Below are 17,634 nucleotides of genomic sequence, written 5' to 3'. Positions count from 1 at the left end.
GGAATGGTTTTCCGGGCAGGGTTTCCTGACCCGGAAATCTGCAGCAGGTGATTATGTCCGTCCAGCGCGCGAGCTTCTATATTCTACTGGCACTGGTCACCATCGCCTTTGCATGGCTGCTGTTGCCTTATTATTCGGCGGTTCTCTGGGCAGTCATTCTCGCCGTGGTGTTCTCGCCAGTACAGCAGCGCCTGGAACGTCTGCTCGGCGGCAGGAAAAACATTGCCGCTCTGCTTTCCGTGCTGATGTGCATCTGTCTGGTCATCATTCCAATGCTCGCGATTTTCGGTTCGCTGGTACAGGAGGGGAATTCTCTCTATCAACGCCTGAGCAGTCGCGAGTTTGATCTGAACAGCTATATCTCACGCATTCTGGGCGCCTTGCCGGATTCGTTGGAGGAGTGGCTGACCCGGTTCGAGCTGGGTGATTTCGCGGAATGGCGGGCGCGCATATCGTCTGCGATCATGCAGGGCAGTCAGCTTTTTGCCGGAAAACTGGTCAGCTTCGGCCAGAACACGCTGCAATTTTTCATAGGCTTCGGCATCATGCTCTATCTGCTGTTCTTCCTGTTTCGCGACGGTGCGGACCTTGGACGGAAGATCAGGCAGGCCATTCCGCTCAATGATGATTACACACGGCAGTTTCTGGAAAAGTTCATCGCTGTCATCCGCGCGACGGTGAAAGGCAATATCATCATTGCCATCATTCAGGGCACGATCGGCGGTGTGACTTTCTGGTCCTTGGGCGTTGAGGCGGCTTTGCTCTGGGGCGTGTTGATGACATTCCTTTCCATGCTGCCAGCGGTCGGCGCAGCACTGGTCTGGGTGCCGGCAGCGGCCTGGTTCTTTGCAAGCGGAGAATGGATCAGCGGAGGCATTCTGGTTTTCGTGGGCGTATTCGTGATCGGACTGGTCGATAATCTCCTGCGCCCGCCTCTGGTCGGAAAAGGCACCCGCATGCCGGATTATGTCGTGCTGATCTCCACGGTTGGGGGCATTTCACTGATCGGGATCAATGGTTTTGTGGTCGGGCCGCTGATTGCCGCGATGTTCATTGCTGCGTGGTCGCTTCTGGCAGAAGAGCAGAAGGGGAATAGCTCCGCTCAACTGCCAAAGAACTAAATCTTACGCGACCTTCAGTTCCGCGATGGGAAGTCCGGTTTCGGTCATCTTGTTGTCGACACCATTTTCATCGAGAAACTGCTTCATCTCGGCATAGGTCTCGAACCATGCCCGGTTATACTTGTCGAACAACGACTGATCCCAATAGTCTTCCAGCCGGAAAGGCTTGTCGCTGAAGACGTCATAGCTCGGTATCTTGTAGGTTTCGGCAAATTCGGCTGTACGGCTGTCATAGGTGAAATAGATGGACGGCACACCGTTGGCCAGCGCCATCAGATTACCATGCAGGCGATAGCCGAGAACGAGCTGTTGCCTGCGCACCAGTTCCTCGTAATCGGCAACGACATCCGAATAGAACATACGATGGCGATAGAGGTTTTCTATTGTCTCGTCGAAATACCAGTCCGCTGTCCAGCGATGGTTCTTGAGCGCTGCAATGGCCTCCTCCTTCTGCTCCGCAGTGCCGAAGACCATCTTCTTCTCATCGATCTCGCCCTGAGCCATCAAGGTCACATCGAAGCGCCCGGCCATGGTTTTGATAAGGTCGCGGTGACGCGTCAGATATTGCTCGATATCCTGCGCATAGGCTGGTGAAACCTCGCGGCGAACCGTAACGCCGACTTGAGTCACGTTTTCCAGTGGTGGCAACTTGATACGCAAATGCTGGTTGTTGCGGCGAAACGCAGTCGGACAACCGACAATGCGCACATTGCGGATGCCGATATCGTTCAGTACCTGCGCCGTGTAAGCGCCGCGCACACCGATGGATGTCGTCGAATCTGCAATGATGCGCAGGACCGCCTTGGTCTCTTCGGAAAGCTGTATTTCTCCTCTGACCGGCGCTTGTGCTCCGATACCGAATGCTATGACCGGCAGTTTAAGCCGTTGCAATACCGGGATCGTGTCGCGCCAGTTCATATCCTTGTTGATATAGTTCGAACCGCGCAGGATCACATAATCATACTCTTCACGCAGCTGATCAATCTTCTCAGGTGAGAAATTGGTGATCGGAAGTTCTGAAGCCTTCTCGTAATTCATCAGTTTCAACGATGACTCGAACACGAAGGCATCGCCGATATTGTGATAATGATTGATGCTGCCCTGAACGTCGGTGTGACGATACCAGCGGACATTGTCGTGATCGTACACTTCTCCCGCAGGGATCATGACGAGGGCGCGTGCCATACGGTCTTCCTTCTGTTTCACTAAGGTCAAGCCAGGCTCAGCTTGCCTGAGAAAGAGCAGTTTGCGTAACTGCCGGTTTCTGTCTGCGGGGTTTTGACTCACACAGCCGGTTGTAGAGGTCCAGATGTTCCTTTGCGCAATCGACATAGTGGACCGGATTGCGGATGGAATGATGCAGTCTATCCCATATGCTCGGCTCGCTGAGCACTTCTGTAAAACGGTCGGCCAGATCCTCGGCGCTGCGAACACGGAAATGCAGGCCATCTTCACCATCGCGGATTTTCTCAGCCATGCCGCCAATATTCGAGCAGATGACCGGACGGCGATGGTGCAGCGCCTCCTGAATGACAATGGGTGAATTTTCCCACCAGATTGAGGGCATGACCACCCAGTCGACCGACTGCATGAGGCGCGGCATTTCAGCATTCTGGTACGCACCATAGAAACGCACACGCGGACCAGCCTCTTCAATCAATTTCTGCATGCGTTCCTGAAAAGCGGGTGGCTGCTTTTCCAGATTGCCGCCGAAGATCATCAGGCGGGAATCCTCGCCCCATACCTGTTCCGGCACACGCGATACGGCATCGACCAGAACGTCTATGCCCTTGAACGGGTTGATCTGACCGAAAAAGGCAAAGCGGCTGCGACGCGGGTTCGGGCCGGTCAGCTCACGCGGAGGGGTAACATTACGGATGGCGATGCCGTTCTCGATGACTGCCATCTTGTCGGGGTTGAGGCCCCAGTCCAGATAGCGGTTGGCAAGGAAATCGCTCGGCGACACAAATGCGTCGGCCAGTTCCAGCATGCCGCGCACGAAACGTTCGCGCTTGAGAAAACGCGCTGGCGGTATCTGCGGAAAACAGCCGTGGCAATCGATAGGGGACGCCTCGTTGCAGAGCTTGGAGGTGCCAGCTTTGACCATCTGGCCATCATTGTTGCAGATCGACAGGAATTCATGAAACGTCACCAGAATGATGCGATCCGGCAGTGCCTCGCGGATGGCATAGAGCGTTTCAAGCCCGAGGCCGAGAACATGATGGAAATGCACGATGTCCGGATCGAAGTCGCGGACAAAGCGCAGCAGGTCACGGCGGATTTCATCGGTGTTCTTGTTCGATAGATAGAAGTGATCGTATTCGTCGGCATGGAACAGGATTTCGTCGCTGGCGCGCCGCATGCTCATGAGAGCCGTCGTGCCATGCCGAGGGATCGGGTGAGCGGCGCGAGCCAGATAGACTGACTGAACATCAGGAATGGTGTTCAGCCCCTTGTGCAGATTGTAGGAAGCGATTTCACCGCCACCGAGCGAGATCGACGGATGAGCGTGCGAGATGACGAGAACACGGAGTTTATCGCTCATGCGGGTTCCTCCACCTGTAGGTTACGTCCGCCAGCGAGAATGGAGGACCACCGTGCATCGAAGACCTGTCGGTCAATGCGCTCAATGAGCGCTATGGTCGATGCCCTGTCAGTTACGGATGTATCGTCTGCTCCCAGCATCTGCGCTGATGGTAACCAGTAGGAGCGCAAGCCCGATTGTTTGAGTTTCAATCCGAGATCCAGTCCCTTTTCATGGGTGCCGAGATAACCGCGCGTGAAACCGCCGACGGAAAACAGGGCTTCGCGTGGAAGGATGCAGCACTCGAACGTAGCCGTTGCGACTTCCGTCAAAGACATTCCTGAAACGGCGTCGATGGGATAACCGGCGTAGCGGCTGATCAGAGCGCGATCCGCCGACATGCCGGATTGTGGTCCTGCAACCCAGGTTCCCGCCCAGCGAATTGAATCATCCTCATAGGCAAGGGTGGGCGACAGAACGCAGTCCTTGTGCGCTTCATAGGCGCTGATGAGCTTGTTCAGCCATCCGGAGCGGCGCGGGAGCAGCGATCCGGCCAGAAATATGACCTGATCTGTCGAAACCGTGCGGGCGCCGACTTCCAGTGCATCGTAGAGGTCTTCCGACCCCGTAGCTGAAACGAGCCTGATGCGAAGGCGGTAGAAATCCGCAAGACGCCTGATTTGTACGCCGACGCGATCAATGATCTCGGTTGCAGCTGCGATTACGATTGGCGCGATGCGGGTTTCGGGATCAAGCGCGAGAAGCGCCAGCAAAGGTTCGACTTCCTCGACGCGCTCGTCGATACCGATGATGATCGCAGGCCCTATCGCATCTTCGAAGGGGCCGAGATCGACTACACCAAAGACTTCCGGCGCAGGGCGGTTGACGCCGCGCAGCAGCGGCACGAGCTGCTGGTCGACAATATGGCGCAACGCCCATGCATTTGGATCGGTCGCGCGGATTTGCCGTACAATAGCGTCACGCGAGGTGACGCGGATTGGCGTCAATGGAAAAAATGCGCGCCGTCCGTCGCTGATTGCAAGTTCTAGATAGAATGGCGACGTGCTGTCGCCTGCAAGCTCGGGTGCGAAGGCAACGAAACCATGGGCGTGACGGCTGGGATCCAGCCCGGCATTGAATGGTGGCTGATTGTCGAATTCGCGGGTGACGTCGGGCCGGTCGATGCGCGTCCAACTGGTATCGATCTGGATTTCACCGCGATGACGGCGCAGCTTCACACTTTCCACGTGGCTATCGGGATCGAGCAGCCAGCCCGAAACCAGCATGCCGCTGCCTTCCACCCGGAAGACATTGTCTATCCCCATCCGGACAGGAAAGGGAAGGCTGGATACCGTGTCGGCACCATCGAAACGGTTTGCGGCGGAACGCATGCGTAGCAGAATGTCTGTCGAGCTGCGTACCCGCGGCAGGATCGCCCGGATATGGCCCGGCGTTTCACGCGAGCCGGACAGCAGCCTGCGGTCGTAGACTTCGGTAAAACGCCAGCCTCTTCGTCCACGAAACAGAAGCCGTTCGATATCAGTCGGTTCGACCGGTTCGTTGGCAAGCAGAAGGCCTGCAAATCCGGAAGCTTCATCATTGAGATCTGGCCGTGCGAAAACGCTGACTGCGCATTCCGCAAGTGATGGGTTCTTGCCGCTGATCAGCAGCCGGGTTACGGCGGGCGTCAGATCCTGCGCCCAGCCCTGAACGAAAATCTCGCCTTCATCGCTGCCGCCGATGAGTTCGATGCAGCCGTCAGAACGGGCCCCCGCCTGCAGCAGAACGGTGATGGCCGAAAGTTTCTTTCGGCTGATAGGGCCGGAAATCAGACCTTCCACCAGTTCATCGATGACGCCCGGCAAGCTCGGTCCGGCTAGATCGCCGATCATGGCGACAAAATCGGCAATAGAAGCGGAGCGCGATGCGAAATTGTAGCGGGCGACCTTTGCGCGGTGTTGGAACATGATCGTCTTGAGAGTGCCACGGCGCAAAGCAGCCGTTGGCACGATGGCGACGAAACCATGTGTTCCGGCAGGTGAAGGCTCCCTGAGCGGCCATGTGATCAGGCTTGTCTTCACGCTCATGGCGGGGTCGCCATTCAGGAACGCTGTTACCTGATCGTTTGTCGCATTGCCGATGCCGAGCACCAATGCCAGCGTGTCTTCGATCGCGCTGCCGACGACCATTTCGCCCTCCATCATCATGGGAGGGCGATCCGGTGAACGAGTTGGTCTTGCTGTCGGCCGCTGCGTGATAGGTCTCTCATCTTGCGCCATAAGGTTTTTCCTCAGGGCATGACCGCGAGGGTCAGCAATGCGCCTGCGACAAAACCCGTCAAGACGGCAGCCAGCAAGAACAGGAACTTGAGGTCGCCGCCGCTGCGCTTGCGCACGTCATCCAGACGCTGTTCCAATCCTGCAACAACGCCGTCCATGCGCATGATGTGCACATCAAGTTCGGTCATGCGCTGATGGAGATCGGTTCGCAAACCGTCGACGGAACTTGCAATGTCGAGCAGTTCTGCCGGGGCGGCATTGCCGGATGCATCAAGGGTAGGCGCGACGCGCTGCAACGAACGTTGGTTGACCTGCAACTGGCGCTGCGCTGCCATCAGCATGTCGAGCTTGTCCAGAATGCGCGTCATCGGCGCGGCGATAAGCGCTTCGGCCGCCTGTTCGTCGGGCTTCGGTACACGTAGCTTCTGCTCCGCGCCAGACGCATTGGCGGCGACGACAACGAGTTCGCCAGCCCGAGCAGCGGCAAACTGCGGCAGCATCACTTCAAAAGCGTGCTTGCCATCGCCGATACCGTTGCGCTTCAGATCAGGGCGATCCTTGTCGGCGGGGGCTTCAGCAATAGGCTTGTCGTCCAGCAGAACGCGGATCAGAAGCCGTTCTGTCGGAACGGATGGATCGAAGGCCCAGCCATAGAGACGGCCTTCCTCGATGGCGTCAACGCGTCCTTTCATGGCTTCGGTCCTTTGAGGCGCGGCAGCGACATTGGGTGCCGCTGCCTGTTTGGTTTCCCCCTCGGATGGAACTTTGGTCGCGATGTTCATGATTTACCTCTTATGCTGCCTCGACACGCGCGATACGCAATGTCCCGATCAGATCGAGATAGCGTGCAGCAGTCGTGTCGATGGTGTCCGGATGACGCGCATTCTCGCTGAGCGACTGGCGCAAGTCCGGGTTTTCCGCCATTCGACGCATCGCCTGTGCGAGCGCGAGCGGATCATTCGGCGGAACGGTGAGGCCATTGACCTCATTCTCAATCATTTCGGCCATTCCGCCGATATTGCTGCATATGACAGGACGGTTCTGTCCCTGCGCTTCCTGAATGACGAGCGGAGCATTTTCCCACCAGATCGACGGCATGATGGCGCAGTCGACGGACTGGATCAGGTGGGCAATGTCCTCACGACGATAAGCACCCCGACGCTGGACAAACGGCGATGTCTCGGCAAAGAGCCGGTCGATTTCGCTGACAAAGCTTTCGCTTTGGAATGGTGCTGCGCCGTGCACGCGCAATTCGAAATCGAAACCCTCTGAAATAAGTTGCTGTGCTGCTTCAAGCAGGACCGTTGCGCCCTTCCACGGGTTGAGATTGCCGAAATAGCCGAAGACCGGTTTGTTGCGCTCGACCTGCCGCGTTTCGGCTGCGGGGCGTTCCGGTTGGCCATTGGGAATGACGCTGATCAGTTCTTCCGCAAGTCCCCATTCGACATAGCGTTGTTTCAGAAACTCACTCGGTGAGACGAATGCATCGACAGCGCTCAAAAGCGATTTGATATGCCGTTCACGCAATACGAATTTATCAAGTGCAATGTCCTTGAAACAGGCATGGCAGCGGTCAGGACCGGCCCCATGACACAGTTCCTTTCCAGTGGTGCGAACCATCAGGCCATCATGGTGACAGATGGGGTAATAGTCGTGCAAAGTCAGTATGATACGGCAGTCCGGTAAAGTTCGGCGCACGATATGCGGGAATTCGACGCCGAGCAAAAGCAGATGGTGCAGATGGACGACATCAGGCCGGAAATCCTGCAGTAGTTCGACAATGTCGGGAACGATCCCGTAAAGGTCGATCTGGCTCATGTAGAAACGGTCGAAATGACCGGACCAGAGCAGGATTTCATCGCCACCATTACCGATGCTCTGAAAGCTCGTACCGGGACGGGCCTCACGATGCACCTTGTTGGTGGCACCCATGAACATGGCTTCGCAACCGGCGCGCTGATAGGCGCGGAAAAGATCGTGCGCGAAAATTTCAGTTCCGCCGGGGTGCAGAGATGGATGGTTATGGGCTGCTATGAGCACACGCTGGGCCATCAGGCAGCACCTCGCGAGGCGATGAAAAGATCCTGATAATGATCCGCTTCGATGCCGCGCCAGTGGCCGAATGATTTTGTTTCGAGCGTCAGTTTCGTGCCGGCAAGCGCACGATCCAGAAATCCGTTTTCAAACCCGACCGCCGCAAGCGGCGGCAATTCCGGTACGAACCAGCACGGTCCGTTGCCATGGCGTTCAAATGCAAGTCGTTTGTCGCGTTTGCCATGGCGGTCGCGCGCGGCCACATCGTCCACGACGAAGGCCGTCATGAACAATTTTCCACCGGGAACGAGGACGCGGGATACCTGATCGAGATAGGTCTTGACCTCGTCTGATGGCAGATGCGTAACCACAGATGTCATGATGACGAAGTCGAAGCTCTTGTCCGCGAATGGCAGAGTAAGAGTGAGCCCGTTTACCGCTCCCTTGGGGTTATAGAGGTCATGGGCGATATCGATGTGGCGGAACTCGAAGTTCGGATAACGCGATGTGATGTTCTGGCGGCACCAGTTCACACCGCCCGCTACGGGATCAATCCCGGAATAGCGCGCTTTTGCCGGATCGAGATATTGCGTCAGTGGCATCGCCATTCGACCTATACCCGAACCGATATCGAGCACACGGGCGTCGGGTCGAAGCCCGCCCTTGCGAATGAAATGACCGAGAAATTCGGCGCCGACTGCACGATAATCACCGTCGCCGACGAACACGCTGTTCGGGTCGGGGGAGGGCAAAAAGCGGTTCTTCAAAACAGACTGCATCAGCCAATCGATCTGCGCATCCGGTATTGCTGGTTTGGCTTCAAATTCTGGCTGTTTCAGCGCTACCACGTCCGTCAAGCGGCGCTCCTTTCAGATTTGGTCATAATCACATTGGACAGGTCGGCAGTGCCCTCCTGCTCCCGTGGCGGGACCATCAATTCGGTAATGTCATCATCCCAGCGCTGTGTGTGGAGCCAGGAATTATATTGGCTGGCGAGGCCGCGCATGTAATCCGTGCTGCGACGGATCGAACGGCGCTCGAAATGGTAAAGTGCTACGGCGGTTTCATAGAATATCTGGAAGCCAAGTTGCCTGATCTTCAGGCAGAGATCGCTGTCCTCGTAGTCGCCGATGACATAGTCTTCCGTAAAGCCGCCGACGAGATCGAAGATATCCTTGCGTGTTATCAGGCACGCACCGGTAACCCCCGGCACCTCCCTCGAACGAAGCGCAGGCGGATAGTTGCCCGGCATACCCTTGTAATAATGGTGGTTCAGCCAGACCCCCTGACGGTCGCGGGCAAAATAAAGCCCCGCATGTTGAAGCGAGCCATCCTCGAAAAGAAGGCGAGGACCGATTGCTCCGAGCTTGGGCTGATCGAACAGAGGCTGGATCAGCTGCTGCAGCCAGCCATGTTCCGCAGGAACGACGTCGGAATTCAGCATCACGATAGTCGCTCCAGTCGCAATGCTGGCGCCTGCATTGCAGGCACGCGCATAACCACCATTGCGGTTCATGATGGCGAGCTTGAATGGCATATCGTGCAGAATGTGCAAGCCGCCCAGCATATGCTCGGTGTCGTCCTGAATTTCAGGAGAATCCAGCACGAAAATGAACTCTGCATTCTCCGTCAGCCAAGGGTCCGTCGCCATCGACGAGAACTGGAAACGCAGAAAATCCAGGTTGCGGTAGAGTGGAATAACGATGGATGCGAGTGCAGAGGCAGGCGTTGTTCCGTAATCCTTCACTTCGGATATCCGCACCGTTGCGGCGAGCTTCTTCTCAACTTCGGTGAGAGCTGGTCCCAGAATATGCGAGAAGACGTGAGGCCTTGCCTGCTGCGGCGGCACGGACCGCAAGATACGATTGCGCTGCGCCGATGGCTCGAAGGGTTGCGGTGCGGGGACGAGGGGCGCGGTGGTACCGGACGCAAGACGCATCTGGAATCGTGGCTGCAAGAGCGGCCCAAGATTCTGCACCGAAGGAAGCCAGGCGACAAAGCCCGTCACATCCTGCTGTGGCGTATCTTCCCGCTTGGCAATTTTGGCTGGAAACTTGTGAAAGTTCGGCTTCAGCGACAGCGCGCTTCCGTTTTCGGGAAGATATTCGATATCGGCAAGCATGGCGGCGGGATCATGCATCCATCCGCCAACAATCAGTCCGCCATCGAGCGCCAATGCGAGATCGATTTCCGCTGCGGGATGGGTGGCCGATTGTGCTATCTGGCGAACAGGGAGCGGAGTGCGCGTTTGCAGGTCGATGGCGACCGCAGCACCGGAAGGGCTTAGTTTGCCGAGCTGGCGAACTAAAAACTCCCGCAAAGCACCATTGCCCTGCCATTTGGTCCACCATTTGGCGAAATCTGTTTGTTCACCGGTCGTTGCCGCAAGCTTGCGAACGGCAACGCCTTTCTGGCCGGTGAACACTAGCAGCAGCGATGACGGCAGGTCTTGCGCTGCTTCCAGCAGAAAATGGCATGGCTGCCAGGCATTGCGAGCCTGCCTGCCCACCACAAATCGTGGCGGAATAACCGTGACGCTGCCGGGTGTGATGCCATAGATGGCCGAAATCTCGCCTAGCATCGGGTCGACCGCGGTTTCAAGAAGGTGATGTCCCTGAACCGGTTCGCCGCAATGCTGGGCCTCGCGCGGTTCCGGCGTCAATGCGAAAGTCAGGTCACGCACGAGGGATGCGAAAGTCTGGTTTCGCGACAGCCGGAAAGTGCTGCGCCACGTGGTCAGAATATTGGTCAGAAGCTTGATGTGGCCGGGTAAGGTGAGGTCGCTCACGACATACTCAACGTCAAAGGGAGCAAGCTCGTTAGCTGGATACACGATAGCCTGAGCCGTAGGGCCGAGAGAGCCTGCGGAGAGCGAAAGTTCGACGGGTTCTTTACCCGTGCGCATGGCCCAAAACATGCGTAGGCCGCCATTCTCGAGCGGAATGCCAACGCTCAACAGCGGAACCGGCTGGGCCGCCATTTCAAATGTACATTTGGTGGTTGTGCGAGCCGGGCCTGGGATATCCCAGATGACCACAGCGACATCGGCGCAAAGACGGCAAATAGAGAGGTTCTCGGTTTTGCTTTCAGTGTCCGCCGAATGATCGAGGTTCAATGTGAGGCCCTTTCATTCTTGCAGGAAGTTCGGCTTGCAGGAAGTTCCGGGCACGCAAAACTAGGGAAGATGCGTGCCCGGTGAAGACGAAACGTGCCCGACGGGAGGATTGCCGGGCACGCTCTCAATTGTTCAATCAGTGAACAGTGAAGTACTGGTCGGGATGAGCCTGTACATCGTCTGCATTGGTGTTCACGAGGGTAACGGAATCGCCATTGCCGAGATCGACAACGACATTGCCACCAACCTGCGTGACACGATCGGCAAGATCGTCTGCGGAAGCGATATCAAGACCATTGATACCCTTCTGAATTTGCAGAATGTCTTCGCCGGGATTGAAGTCGAGAATGACGTCGTTTCCGCCGCCACCATTGAACAGGAATGTATCGCTGCCATTTCCGCCGATGAGAACGTCGTTTCCGGCACCGCCATCGAGGATGTCGCTGCCATTCCCACCGTAGAGAATGTCATTATGCGCGCCGCCAAAGAGCAGGTCGGAGCCGTTGCCGCCCTGGAGAATGTCATCTCCATTGCCGCCATACAGCACGTCGCTGCCATTGCCGCCGCTCAGGACGTCGTTTCCTTCATTACCGAAGAGAATGTCGTTCCCGTTTTCGCCGAACAGGGTGTCGTTACCCGTGCCGCCGAAAAGGATGTCACTCCCGTTACCGCCGAAGACAGTGTCGTTACCATCGCCTCCGAATACGAGATCATCACCGCCATGGGCGCGGATGAAATCGTCAAAGCGGGAGCCGAACAACACGTCGTCGTAGGCGCCGCCTTCTAAAGTGGCCATCTGCTTCTCCTTGTGTTCCTGTATGGGGTTTCCACAAGCCGGAATGCTCCGACCATTATGCTCTTAGTAGTCTGCTCTGCATTAACTGGAATTGCAACATTGGTAATTGGTATAAATTTGGCAACTATAAGTAACAAATTATTACGATTAATTTATATTACAGTTGTGTAAACAAAAATATGAGTGATATTTATAGTCATTATAATTTCTATTTAAGTTGTATTTACAGAGAAAATAGTTCTAAATTTGAAATATCGGGGTGATGAAAAGAAAAATGAAAATATTTCAATGAGATGACGCCGCGCATGAAATGTCATGCGCGGCGTCCCTTCTTTTCGGAATTTCAACCTATGATCGAGTTTTACTTTGAAATTATCTGATCATTAATCTTCACGGAATGCCCGGTTCAAACTATCTGTGATAGGTGAGACCAAGTAATCGATGGCGCGACGCTCCTTGTGCACGATGATTATCTCGGCGGGCATGCCAGGATAAAGTCGGGCAGCCGGATTTGCGGCAAGTGACGCCGGAGTAATTTCGGCTCGCGCGACGAAAAATGCGGTATCTGTCTTTTCATCGAGGGACTGATCGGCGGCAATATAGGTCAGTTTGCCGTCTAGCGGCGCCATCGAGCGTTGATTGTAGGCGGTTAACCGGATTTGTGCGCCTGCGCCAACCGAGATGCTGTCGATATCACGCGGGCTGATCTTCATTTCAACGACCAAAGGTTCGTTCTCAGGAACGATATCCATGATCGCCTCGCCCGGCGCGATGACGCCGCCCGGTGTGCGCAGCCGGATGTTCGCGACGATACCATCCTGCGGCGAGCGAACTTCCACGCGACGCATCACGTCCTTGGCGGCAACGATGCGTTCCTGCACATCTGAAAGTTCGACCTGGCTGGAGGTGATCTCGCCTGCGATTTCCGACTGGAGATCGCTTTCGATCCCTGTCAGGGCGAACTCTGCACCGGCTTTAGCTTGTTCGGCTTTCGCCTTGTCACCGGCATATTCGCCGCGGTCGCCCGCAAGCTGGCTGAGGCGTGTATCGATTTCCGTGAGTTTCGATTTCTGGGCAAAGCCCTTTTCAACGAGGCTGGCAATCGCCTTGCGCTGTTCGCTGATAAGCTCGATCTGTCGGTCGGTTGCCGCTATCTGCGATGTGGAGGCCTTGGCCTGTTCAGTATATTGCTCGATGGTCTTCTGCTGGATGTCGATCTTGCTCAGTTTCTGCGCGAGTCGTTTCTGGAAGAAGATGTTTTCGGCGCGAATGGCGTTCTGTGCATTTTCGCCGCCATCGGCGAAACCTTCCGGAAAACTGATTTCTTTTTCGCCGGATTGCTCGGCGCGCAGGCGGGCCAGTTTTGCGATCAGGCCGATGCGCCTGCTCTCTAGAGATTGGAGATCGGAGCGTGCCTTGGTGTCGTCAAGCCGAAGCAGGGGCTGGCCGACCTTGACTATGTCGCCTTCCTGCACGAGCAGACGATCAAGAATGCCGCCTTCGAGATGGCTGATTGTCTTGCGCTTGGAATCGACAATAACCGTGCCCATTGCGACTGCCGCACTTCCCAGATTAGCGGAATAAGCCCAGGCGAAGAATCCACCGAAAGCGACACCGATTGTGGCGAGTCCTGCAATGATGAGACCGCGCAGCGGTGACCTCGAATCCTCTCGCTCCAGATCGAGCGCCCATTCAGGTTTGACACTGCCGAAACGGGTGAGAGTTTTGTGATCCGATGATTCTGCTCGCGGCGCGAGCAGGCTGGAAACACGACGAGAAATGACTGATTTACCCATCATGCGTTTGCTGCTCCCATTTGCGGGCCGTTATTGGCAGGTGTCAGTGATGCGACGACATCGGTGCGCGGACCGAACTGTGAAATCCGCCCGTTTTCAAGCACCAGCAGCTTGTCGGCGACCTGCATGATAGATGGCCGATGTGCGATCATGATGACAATGGCGCCATCGTCGCGGGCATGTTCGACGGCCCGGATCAGGGCACGTTCGCCGACGGCGTCAAGATTCGAATTCGGTTCGTCGAGAACGATCAGGCGGGGGCGGTTGTAGAGGCAGCGGGCGAGCCCGATTCTCTGACGCTGACCGCCAGAGAGGGTGAGGCGACCGTCGCCGACCGGCGTGTCATAGCCGAGCGGCATGCGTCCGATCATCTCGTGCACATCGGCAAGGCGCGCGGCTTCCAGCACGCGATGCGGGTCGCTGTCACCCATGCGGGCGATGTTGTCCTTGATGGTTCCGTCGAGCAGCGAGACTGACTGCGGCAGATAGCCGGCAATCTCACCGAACGAACCGCGTTCCCAGAGATAAACGTTATTGCCGTCGAGGAAAACGCCGCCTGACGTGGGTTTGACGATACCGATCAACAGTCGGGCTAGCGTTGATTTACCGGCAGCCGAAGGACCGACGACGCCCAGCACTTCACCTGGCGAAATCGAGAAGGAGATTCCCTTGATGATTGGAACGTCGACGCCCGGCGCTGCATAGATCAGCTTGTCGATCACGAGATCGCCGTTGGGTCGCGGTGTTGGCATGGTCTGGCGAACGGCCAGATTTTCCGAAAGCAATGACTGAACGCGTTTCCAGCTGGCAATTGCGCTGACCCACTGGCGCCAGTTTTCAACGATGCGATCAAATGGCATCAGCAGGCGACCGATGATGATGCTGGTCGCGATCATGGCGCCGGGGGTGATTTCCTGCTGCATGGCGAGCAGTGTGCCGATTCCGAGCGATCCAATCTGGATGATGAAACGTGCCGTGCGGGCAATCGAGGATAGGGCACGGGCGCGTGTTCCACCAAGATCGAGTACTTCCAGCGCCTGAACCTGCATCGTTCGCCAACGACGAGCGAGCGCCGGAAGCATGCCCATGGCTTCGATGACTTCGGCGTGGCGCAAGCTGCTGCCGATTTTGGAAACCGCTTCGATGTTAGCTTGATTCGCCTCCTGAATCAGATTTCGGGTCAAAAGGTCGGTGAGCAGGCCACACGCCACCAGAATGATGACCGCGACGAGACCGATCACGCCCAACATCGGGTGAAGCAGGAACAGAACGCCGAGGAAAATCGGCGACCATGCCGCATCGAGCGGGGCATTGATGGCCGGGGATGTAAGGAAACTGCGCAACTCGTTGAGATCGCGCAACGTCTGCGTCGCTTTCGGCATGCCCTGATTCACAGAGGCCTGTACCGCTGCTGTCAGAACCGCGAGGTTCAGGCGGCGCACGAGAGCGCTGCCCATGGCCTGGAAGGAAAGCGAGCGGATATATTCCAGCACGCCGAACACCAGCATCGCACCAATGGCGAGCACAGTCAGCATGGTGAGCGTGTCCATGCTTCGGCTGTTCAGCACCCTATCATGAACCTGCAACATATAGAGAGGTACAGTGAGTTGTAGCAAATTGATACAGGCGCTCAGCAGCACTGCATAAAGTAGTCCCGACAGGAAAACGCGGCGGGCCTTGAAAATCAGGCCTTTGGGCGTAGTTACCGAATCGTCCTGCCCCTTTTTGTGCGCAGGGCTCTTGCCAATCGATTTGAATTCGCGAGTATCATTCATACGCTATCTGCCTTGGAATGGTCACAGGTGGCGGATATCCCTAAAAACTGTGTGCTAGTTCTCAAGATCAGTAAAGTAATACTGCAGAGAATGTGACAGAAAAAAGGTTCTTACGGCGGGGAAATGCGAAAGGAGCAAAGAAAATATAACTGCAAATTTCTTCAAAATTTGAAGTAAAATTGAAAATGGAGAGCAAAAGATGCAAAAACTTCTACACGAGGGAGTGGAAGTCGAAACATCAGTCGATGGCTTTACTGCCGCTGATTTTCCTGAAGTTACCGCCGAAAAACAGGAACGCAGACATCCGGTCCATACAGTCGTTATCACGCATTTCGAACTGGCCCGGATGATAGAACGAGTAAACCGCCGCTTTGTGAGCTTGCTGAAAACCGAGCTGACGAAGTTGGGCGTGGAAGATATCGGTCCGGCCCAGACCCTGGTTCTGATGGCTATCGGCGATGTCGAGCTCACTGTGGGTGAATTACTGGATCGCGGACATTACGTCGGTTCCAACATTTCCTATTATCTTAAACAGCTTACCGATGGTGGGTATGTTGATCGTGTCGCCTCGCAGAGGGACAAACGGTCTGCCCGTATCCGCCTGACGGACAAGGGTGAGCGGCTGTGTGCAAGCTTGCGGAATGCAAGCCGGGCCTACAACCATATCCTCACTCGCGATGATGACGATCTCAGAAATCTCGAGATCGCCTATCAGACTCTGCACAGACTGGAACTCGTGTGGGGTAACGCCGCACGATTTGGCATTTGATGTGTTGCGACGCTTTTCGGCCATTAGCCGAGCACGTTTCGTAACATGCGTATAGCATTTGTGCACAGGCGCGGTTTCGGCCAGTTTGCTGCTTTAGCCGAAAGTCTGGCTACCAGCGGACATGATGTAAGCCTGATCTGCGAGACAGTGGACCGTCGCCTCCCAGCGGTCCGCGTCATCCGCCACAGAGTGGAATCTGGTCCTCGCACCGGCGGTGCGATGGCCAGATATCTCGAAGTACCCGATCATCATACGAGGATCGGGTACCGTGTGGCCGAAACCCTGGAATCCATGGCTCATCAAGGCCAGGCACCTGATATCGTCATCGGTCATATTGGTTGGGGCAGCATGATGTTCGTCAAGGACGTGCTGCCGTCAGCACCAGCTCTTGGTTATTGCGAGTTCTTCTATCGCGCCAATGGTGCGGATGTAGGATTTGCGCCCGGCGACCGACCAGACATCGAAACTCGCAAGCGTCTGCGTTTGCGCAACATGGCCCAGCTCGTCACCCTTGAGGGAATCGATGGTGGGTTTAGCCCGACACACTGGCAGAAAAGCCTCTACCCGCGTTCCGTGCAGAATCGCATCGCCGTGGTGCACGAAGGGGTGGATACAAAACTCTTCTATCCAGACCGTCACGCCACGATTCAGCTACCCGATGGACGCACGCTGAAGGCAGGAGAATCGCGCGTGATTACATTCGTCGCACGCGATCTCGAACCCTATCGTGGATTTCCGCAAGCGCTCGAAGCCGCTGCCAAGGTCGTTCGGCAGAACGATGATGCGATCTTCGTGTTTGTCGGCGGTGATGGTGTCAGCTATGGAACGCCACCGCCTGGTGGCGGATCGTGGCGCGAGCATCTGGTCAAGAATTTGGATCTACCGCCGGATCGCATCGTATTTCCTGGTACAATTCCGCACGCCCAACTCCGTAAGCTCTACCAGATATCCACCGCGCATATTTATCTGACATATCCGTTCGTCCTGTCTTGGTCGGTGGTGGAAGCGATGGCCTGCGGCGCGCTTATCATCGGTTCGGACACGCCGCCCGTTCGGGAAGTGATCCGCTCCGGTCAAAACGGGCTGCTCGTGCCGTTTTTTGACTCGGATGTGTTGGCGGAAGTGATCGTGAATGTCCTTCGTGACCCCGATGCATGCCTCCAGATGCGTGCAGCCGCACGCCGGACAGTCGAAAATCGGTTCAAACTGTCGGATTGTTTACAGCAGCAAAAAACCTTGATCGATGCAGTATTGAACGGGAGATAGTCAGTATGTGGCGACAATCGGGCGTTCAAACAGTGATGATGAAACATAAAATGCCGTATTTCTGCGTGTTTACGACGTAGGCGCAATATATATGCACATTGTTTCAAATTTTGAATTAAACTTGTTCCAAATATTCGCAATATTATCATATAGTTGATG

General features: G+C 56.0%; 13 protein-coding genes. 3 read left to right on the top strand and 10 right to left on the bottom strand.

Translation table 11 applies throughout. The annotated features are described in order from the left end of the window. The first annotated feature begins 53 nt into the window (after positions 1–53). Entirely contained in the window at positions 54–1,121 is a 1,068-nt protein-coding gene (locus OHI65_RS00650) for an AI-2E family transporter (protein ID WP_012092851.1), read from the top strand. A gap of 3 nt (positions 1,122–1,124) precedes the next feature. Here the strand turns inward: OHI65_RS00650 and OHI65_RS00645 are convergent, their stop codons facing one another. The 10 genes from OHI65_RS00645 to OHI65_RS00600 form a co-directional block, all read right to left on the bottom strand. Next, positions 1,125–2,306 (bottom strand): polysaccharide pyruvyl transferase family protein, encoded by a 1,182-nt coding sequence (locus tag OHI65_RS00645; protein WP_010658626.1) that lies wholly within the window; start codon positions 2,304–2,306, stop codon positions 1,125–1,127. A 37-nt stretch (positions 2,307–2,343) separates the two neighbouring features. Further along, on the bottom strand, positions 2,344–3,666 hold the full coding sequence (locus OHI65_RS00640) for a glycosyltransferase family 4 protein (protein ID WP_125300682.1): 1,323 nt from the start codon (positions 3,664–3,666) through the stop codon (positions 2,344–2,346). Further along, complete coding sequence (locus OHI65_RS00635) at positions 3,663–5,852, bottom strand: glycosyltransferase family 2 protein (RefSeq protein ID WP_235824410.1); 2,190 nt, start codon at positions 5,850–5,852, stop codon at positions 3,663–3,665. The genes OHI65_RS00640 and OHI65_RS00635 overlap by 4 nt, the downstream gene beginning before the upstream one ends. A gap of 83 nt (positions 5,853–5,935) precedes the next feature. Continuing rightward, a complete protein-coding gene (locus tag OHI65_RS00630; RefSeq protein WP_125300680.1) occupies positions 5,936–6,706 on the bottom strand; it encodes a hypothetical protein in 771 nt (256 codons plus the stop codon). Positions 6,707–6,716: 10 nt separating this feature from the next. Then, entirely contained in the window at positions 6,717–7,976 is a 1,260-nt protein-coding gene (locus OHI65_RS00625; RefSeq protein WP_125300679.1) for a glycosyltransferase family 4 protein, read from the bottom strand. Further along, positions 7,976–8,815, bottom strand: coding sequence for a class I SAM-dependent methyltransferase (locus tag OHI65_RS00620; protein ID WP_125300678.1), 840 nt, complete (start codon positions 8,813–8,815; stop codon positions 7,976–7,978). Before OHI65_RS00620 ends, OHI65_RS00625 begins: the two co-directional genes overlap by 1 nt. After that, a complete protein-coding gene (locus OHI65_RS00615) occupies positions 8,812–11,073 on the bottom strand; it encodes a glycosyltransferase family 2 protein (RefSeq protein ID WP_125300677.1) in 2,262 nt (753 codons plus the stop codon). Before OHI65_RS00615 ends, OHI65_RS00620 begins: the two co-directional genes overlap by 4 nt. Before the next feature lie 136 nt (positions 11,074–11,209). Next, entirely contained in the window at positions 11,210–11,869 is a 660-nt protein-coding gene (locus tag OHI65_RS00610; RefSeq protein ID WP_010658633.1) for a calcium-binding protein, read from the bottom strand. A gap of 383 nt (positions 11,870–12,252) precedes the next feature. Then, positions 12,253–13,668 carry an HlyD family type I secretion periplasmic adaptor subunit gene (locus OHI65_RS00605; protein WP_125300675.1) on the bottom strand — a complete coding sequence of 472 codons (1,416 nt, stop codon included), beginning with the start codon at positions 13,666–13,668 and terminating at the stop codon, positions 12,253–12,255. Next, positions 13,665–15,440, bottom strand: coding sequence for a type I secretion system permease/ATPase (locus OHI65_RS00600; protein ID WP_012092860.1), 1,776 nt, complete (start codon positions 15,438–15,440; stop codon positions 13,665–13,667). The genes OHI65_RS00605 and OHI65_RS00600 overlap by 4 nt, the downstream gene beginning before the upstream one ends. Positions 15,441–15,639: 199 nt before the next feature. On the opposite strand from OHI65_RS00600, the gene OHI65_RS00595 reads away from it, so the two are divergent. Together OHI65_RS00595 and OHI65_RS00590 are read left to right on the top strand one after the other, a co-directional pair. Continuing rightward, a complete protein-coding gene (locus OHI65_RS00595; RefSeq protein ID WP_264358709.1) occupies positions 15,640–16,209 on the top strand; it encodes a MarR family winged helix-turn-helix transcriptional regulator in 570 nt (189 codons plus the stop codon). 45 nt (positions 16,210–16,254) lie between these two features. Beyond that, positions 16,255–17,475 carry a glycosyltransferase family 4 protein gene (locus tag OHI65_RS00590; RefSeq protein ID WP_125300674.1) on the top strand — a complete coding sequence of 407 codons (1,221 nt, stop codon included), beginning with the start codon at positions 16,255–16,257 and terminating at the stop codon, positions 17,473–17,475. The last annotated feature ends 159 nt before the right edge of the window (positions 17,476–17,634 follow it).

The organism is Brucella sp. MAB-22 (assembly GCF_025908475.1).
Classification (GTDB): domain Bacteria; phylum Pseudomonadota; class Alphaproteobacteria; order Rhizobiales; family Rhizobiaceae; genus Brucella; species Brucella anthropi.
This window is presented reverse-complemented; position numbering and strand designations above follow the sequence as displayed.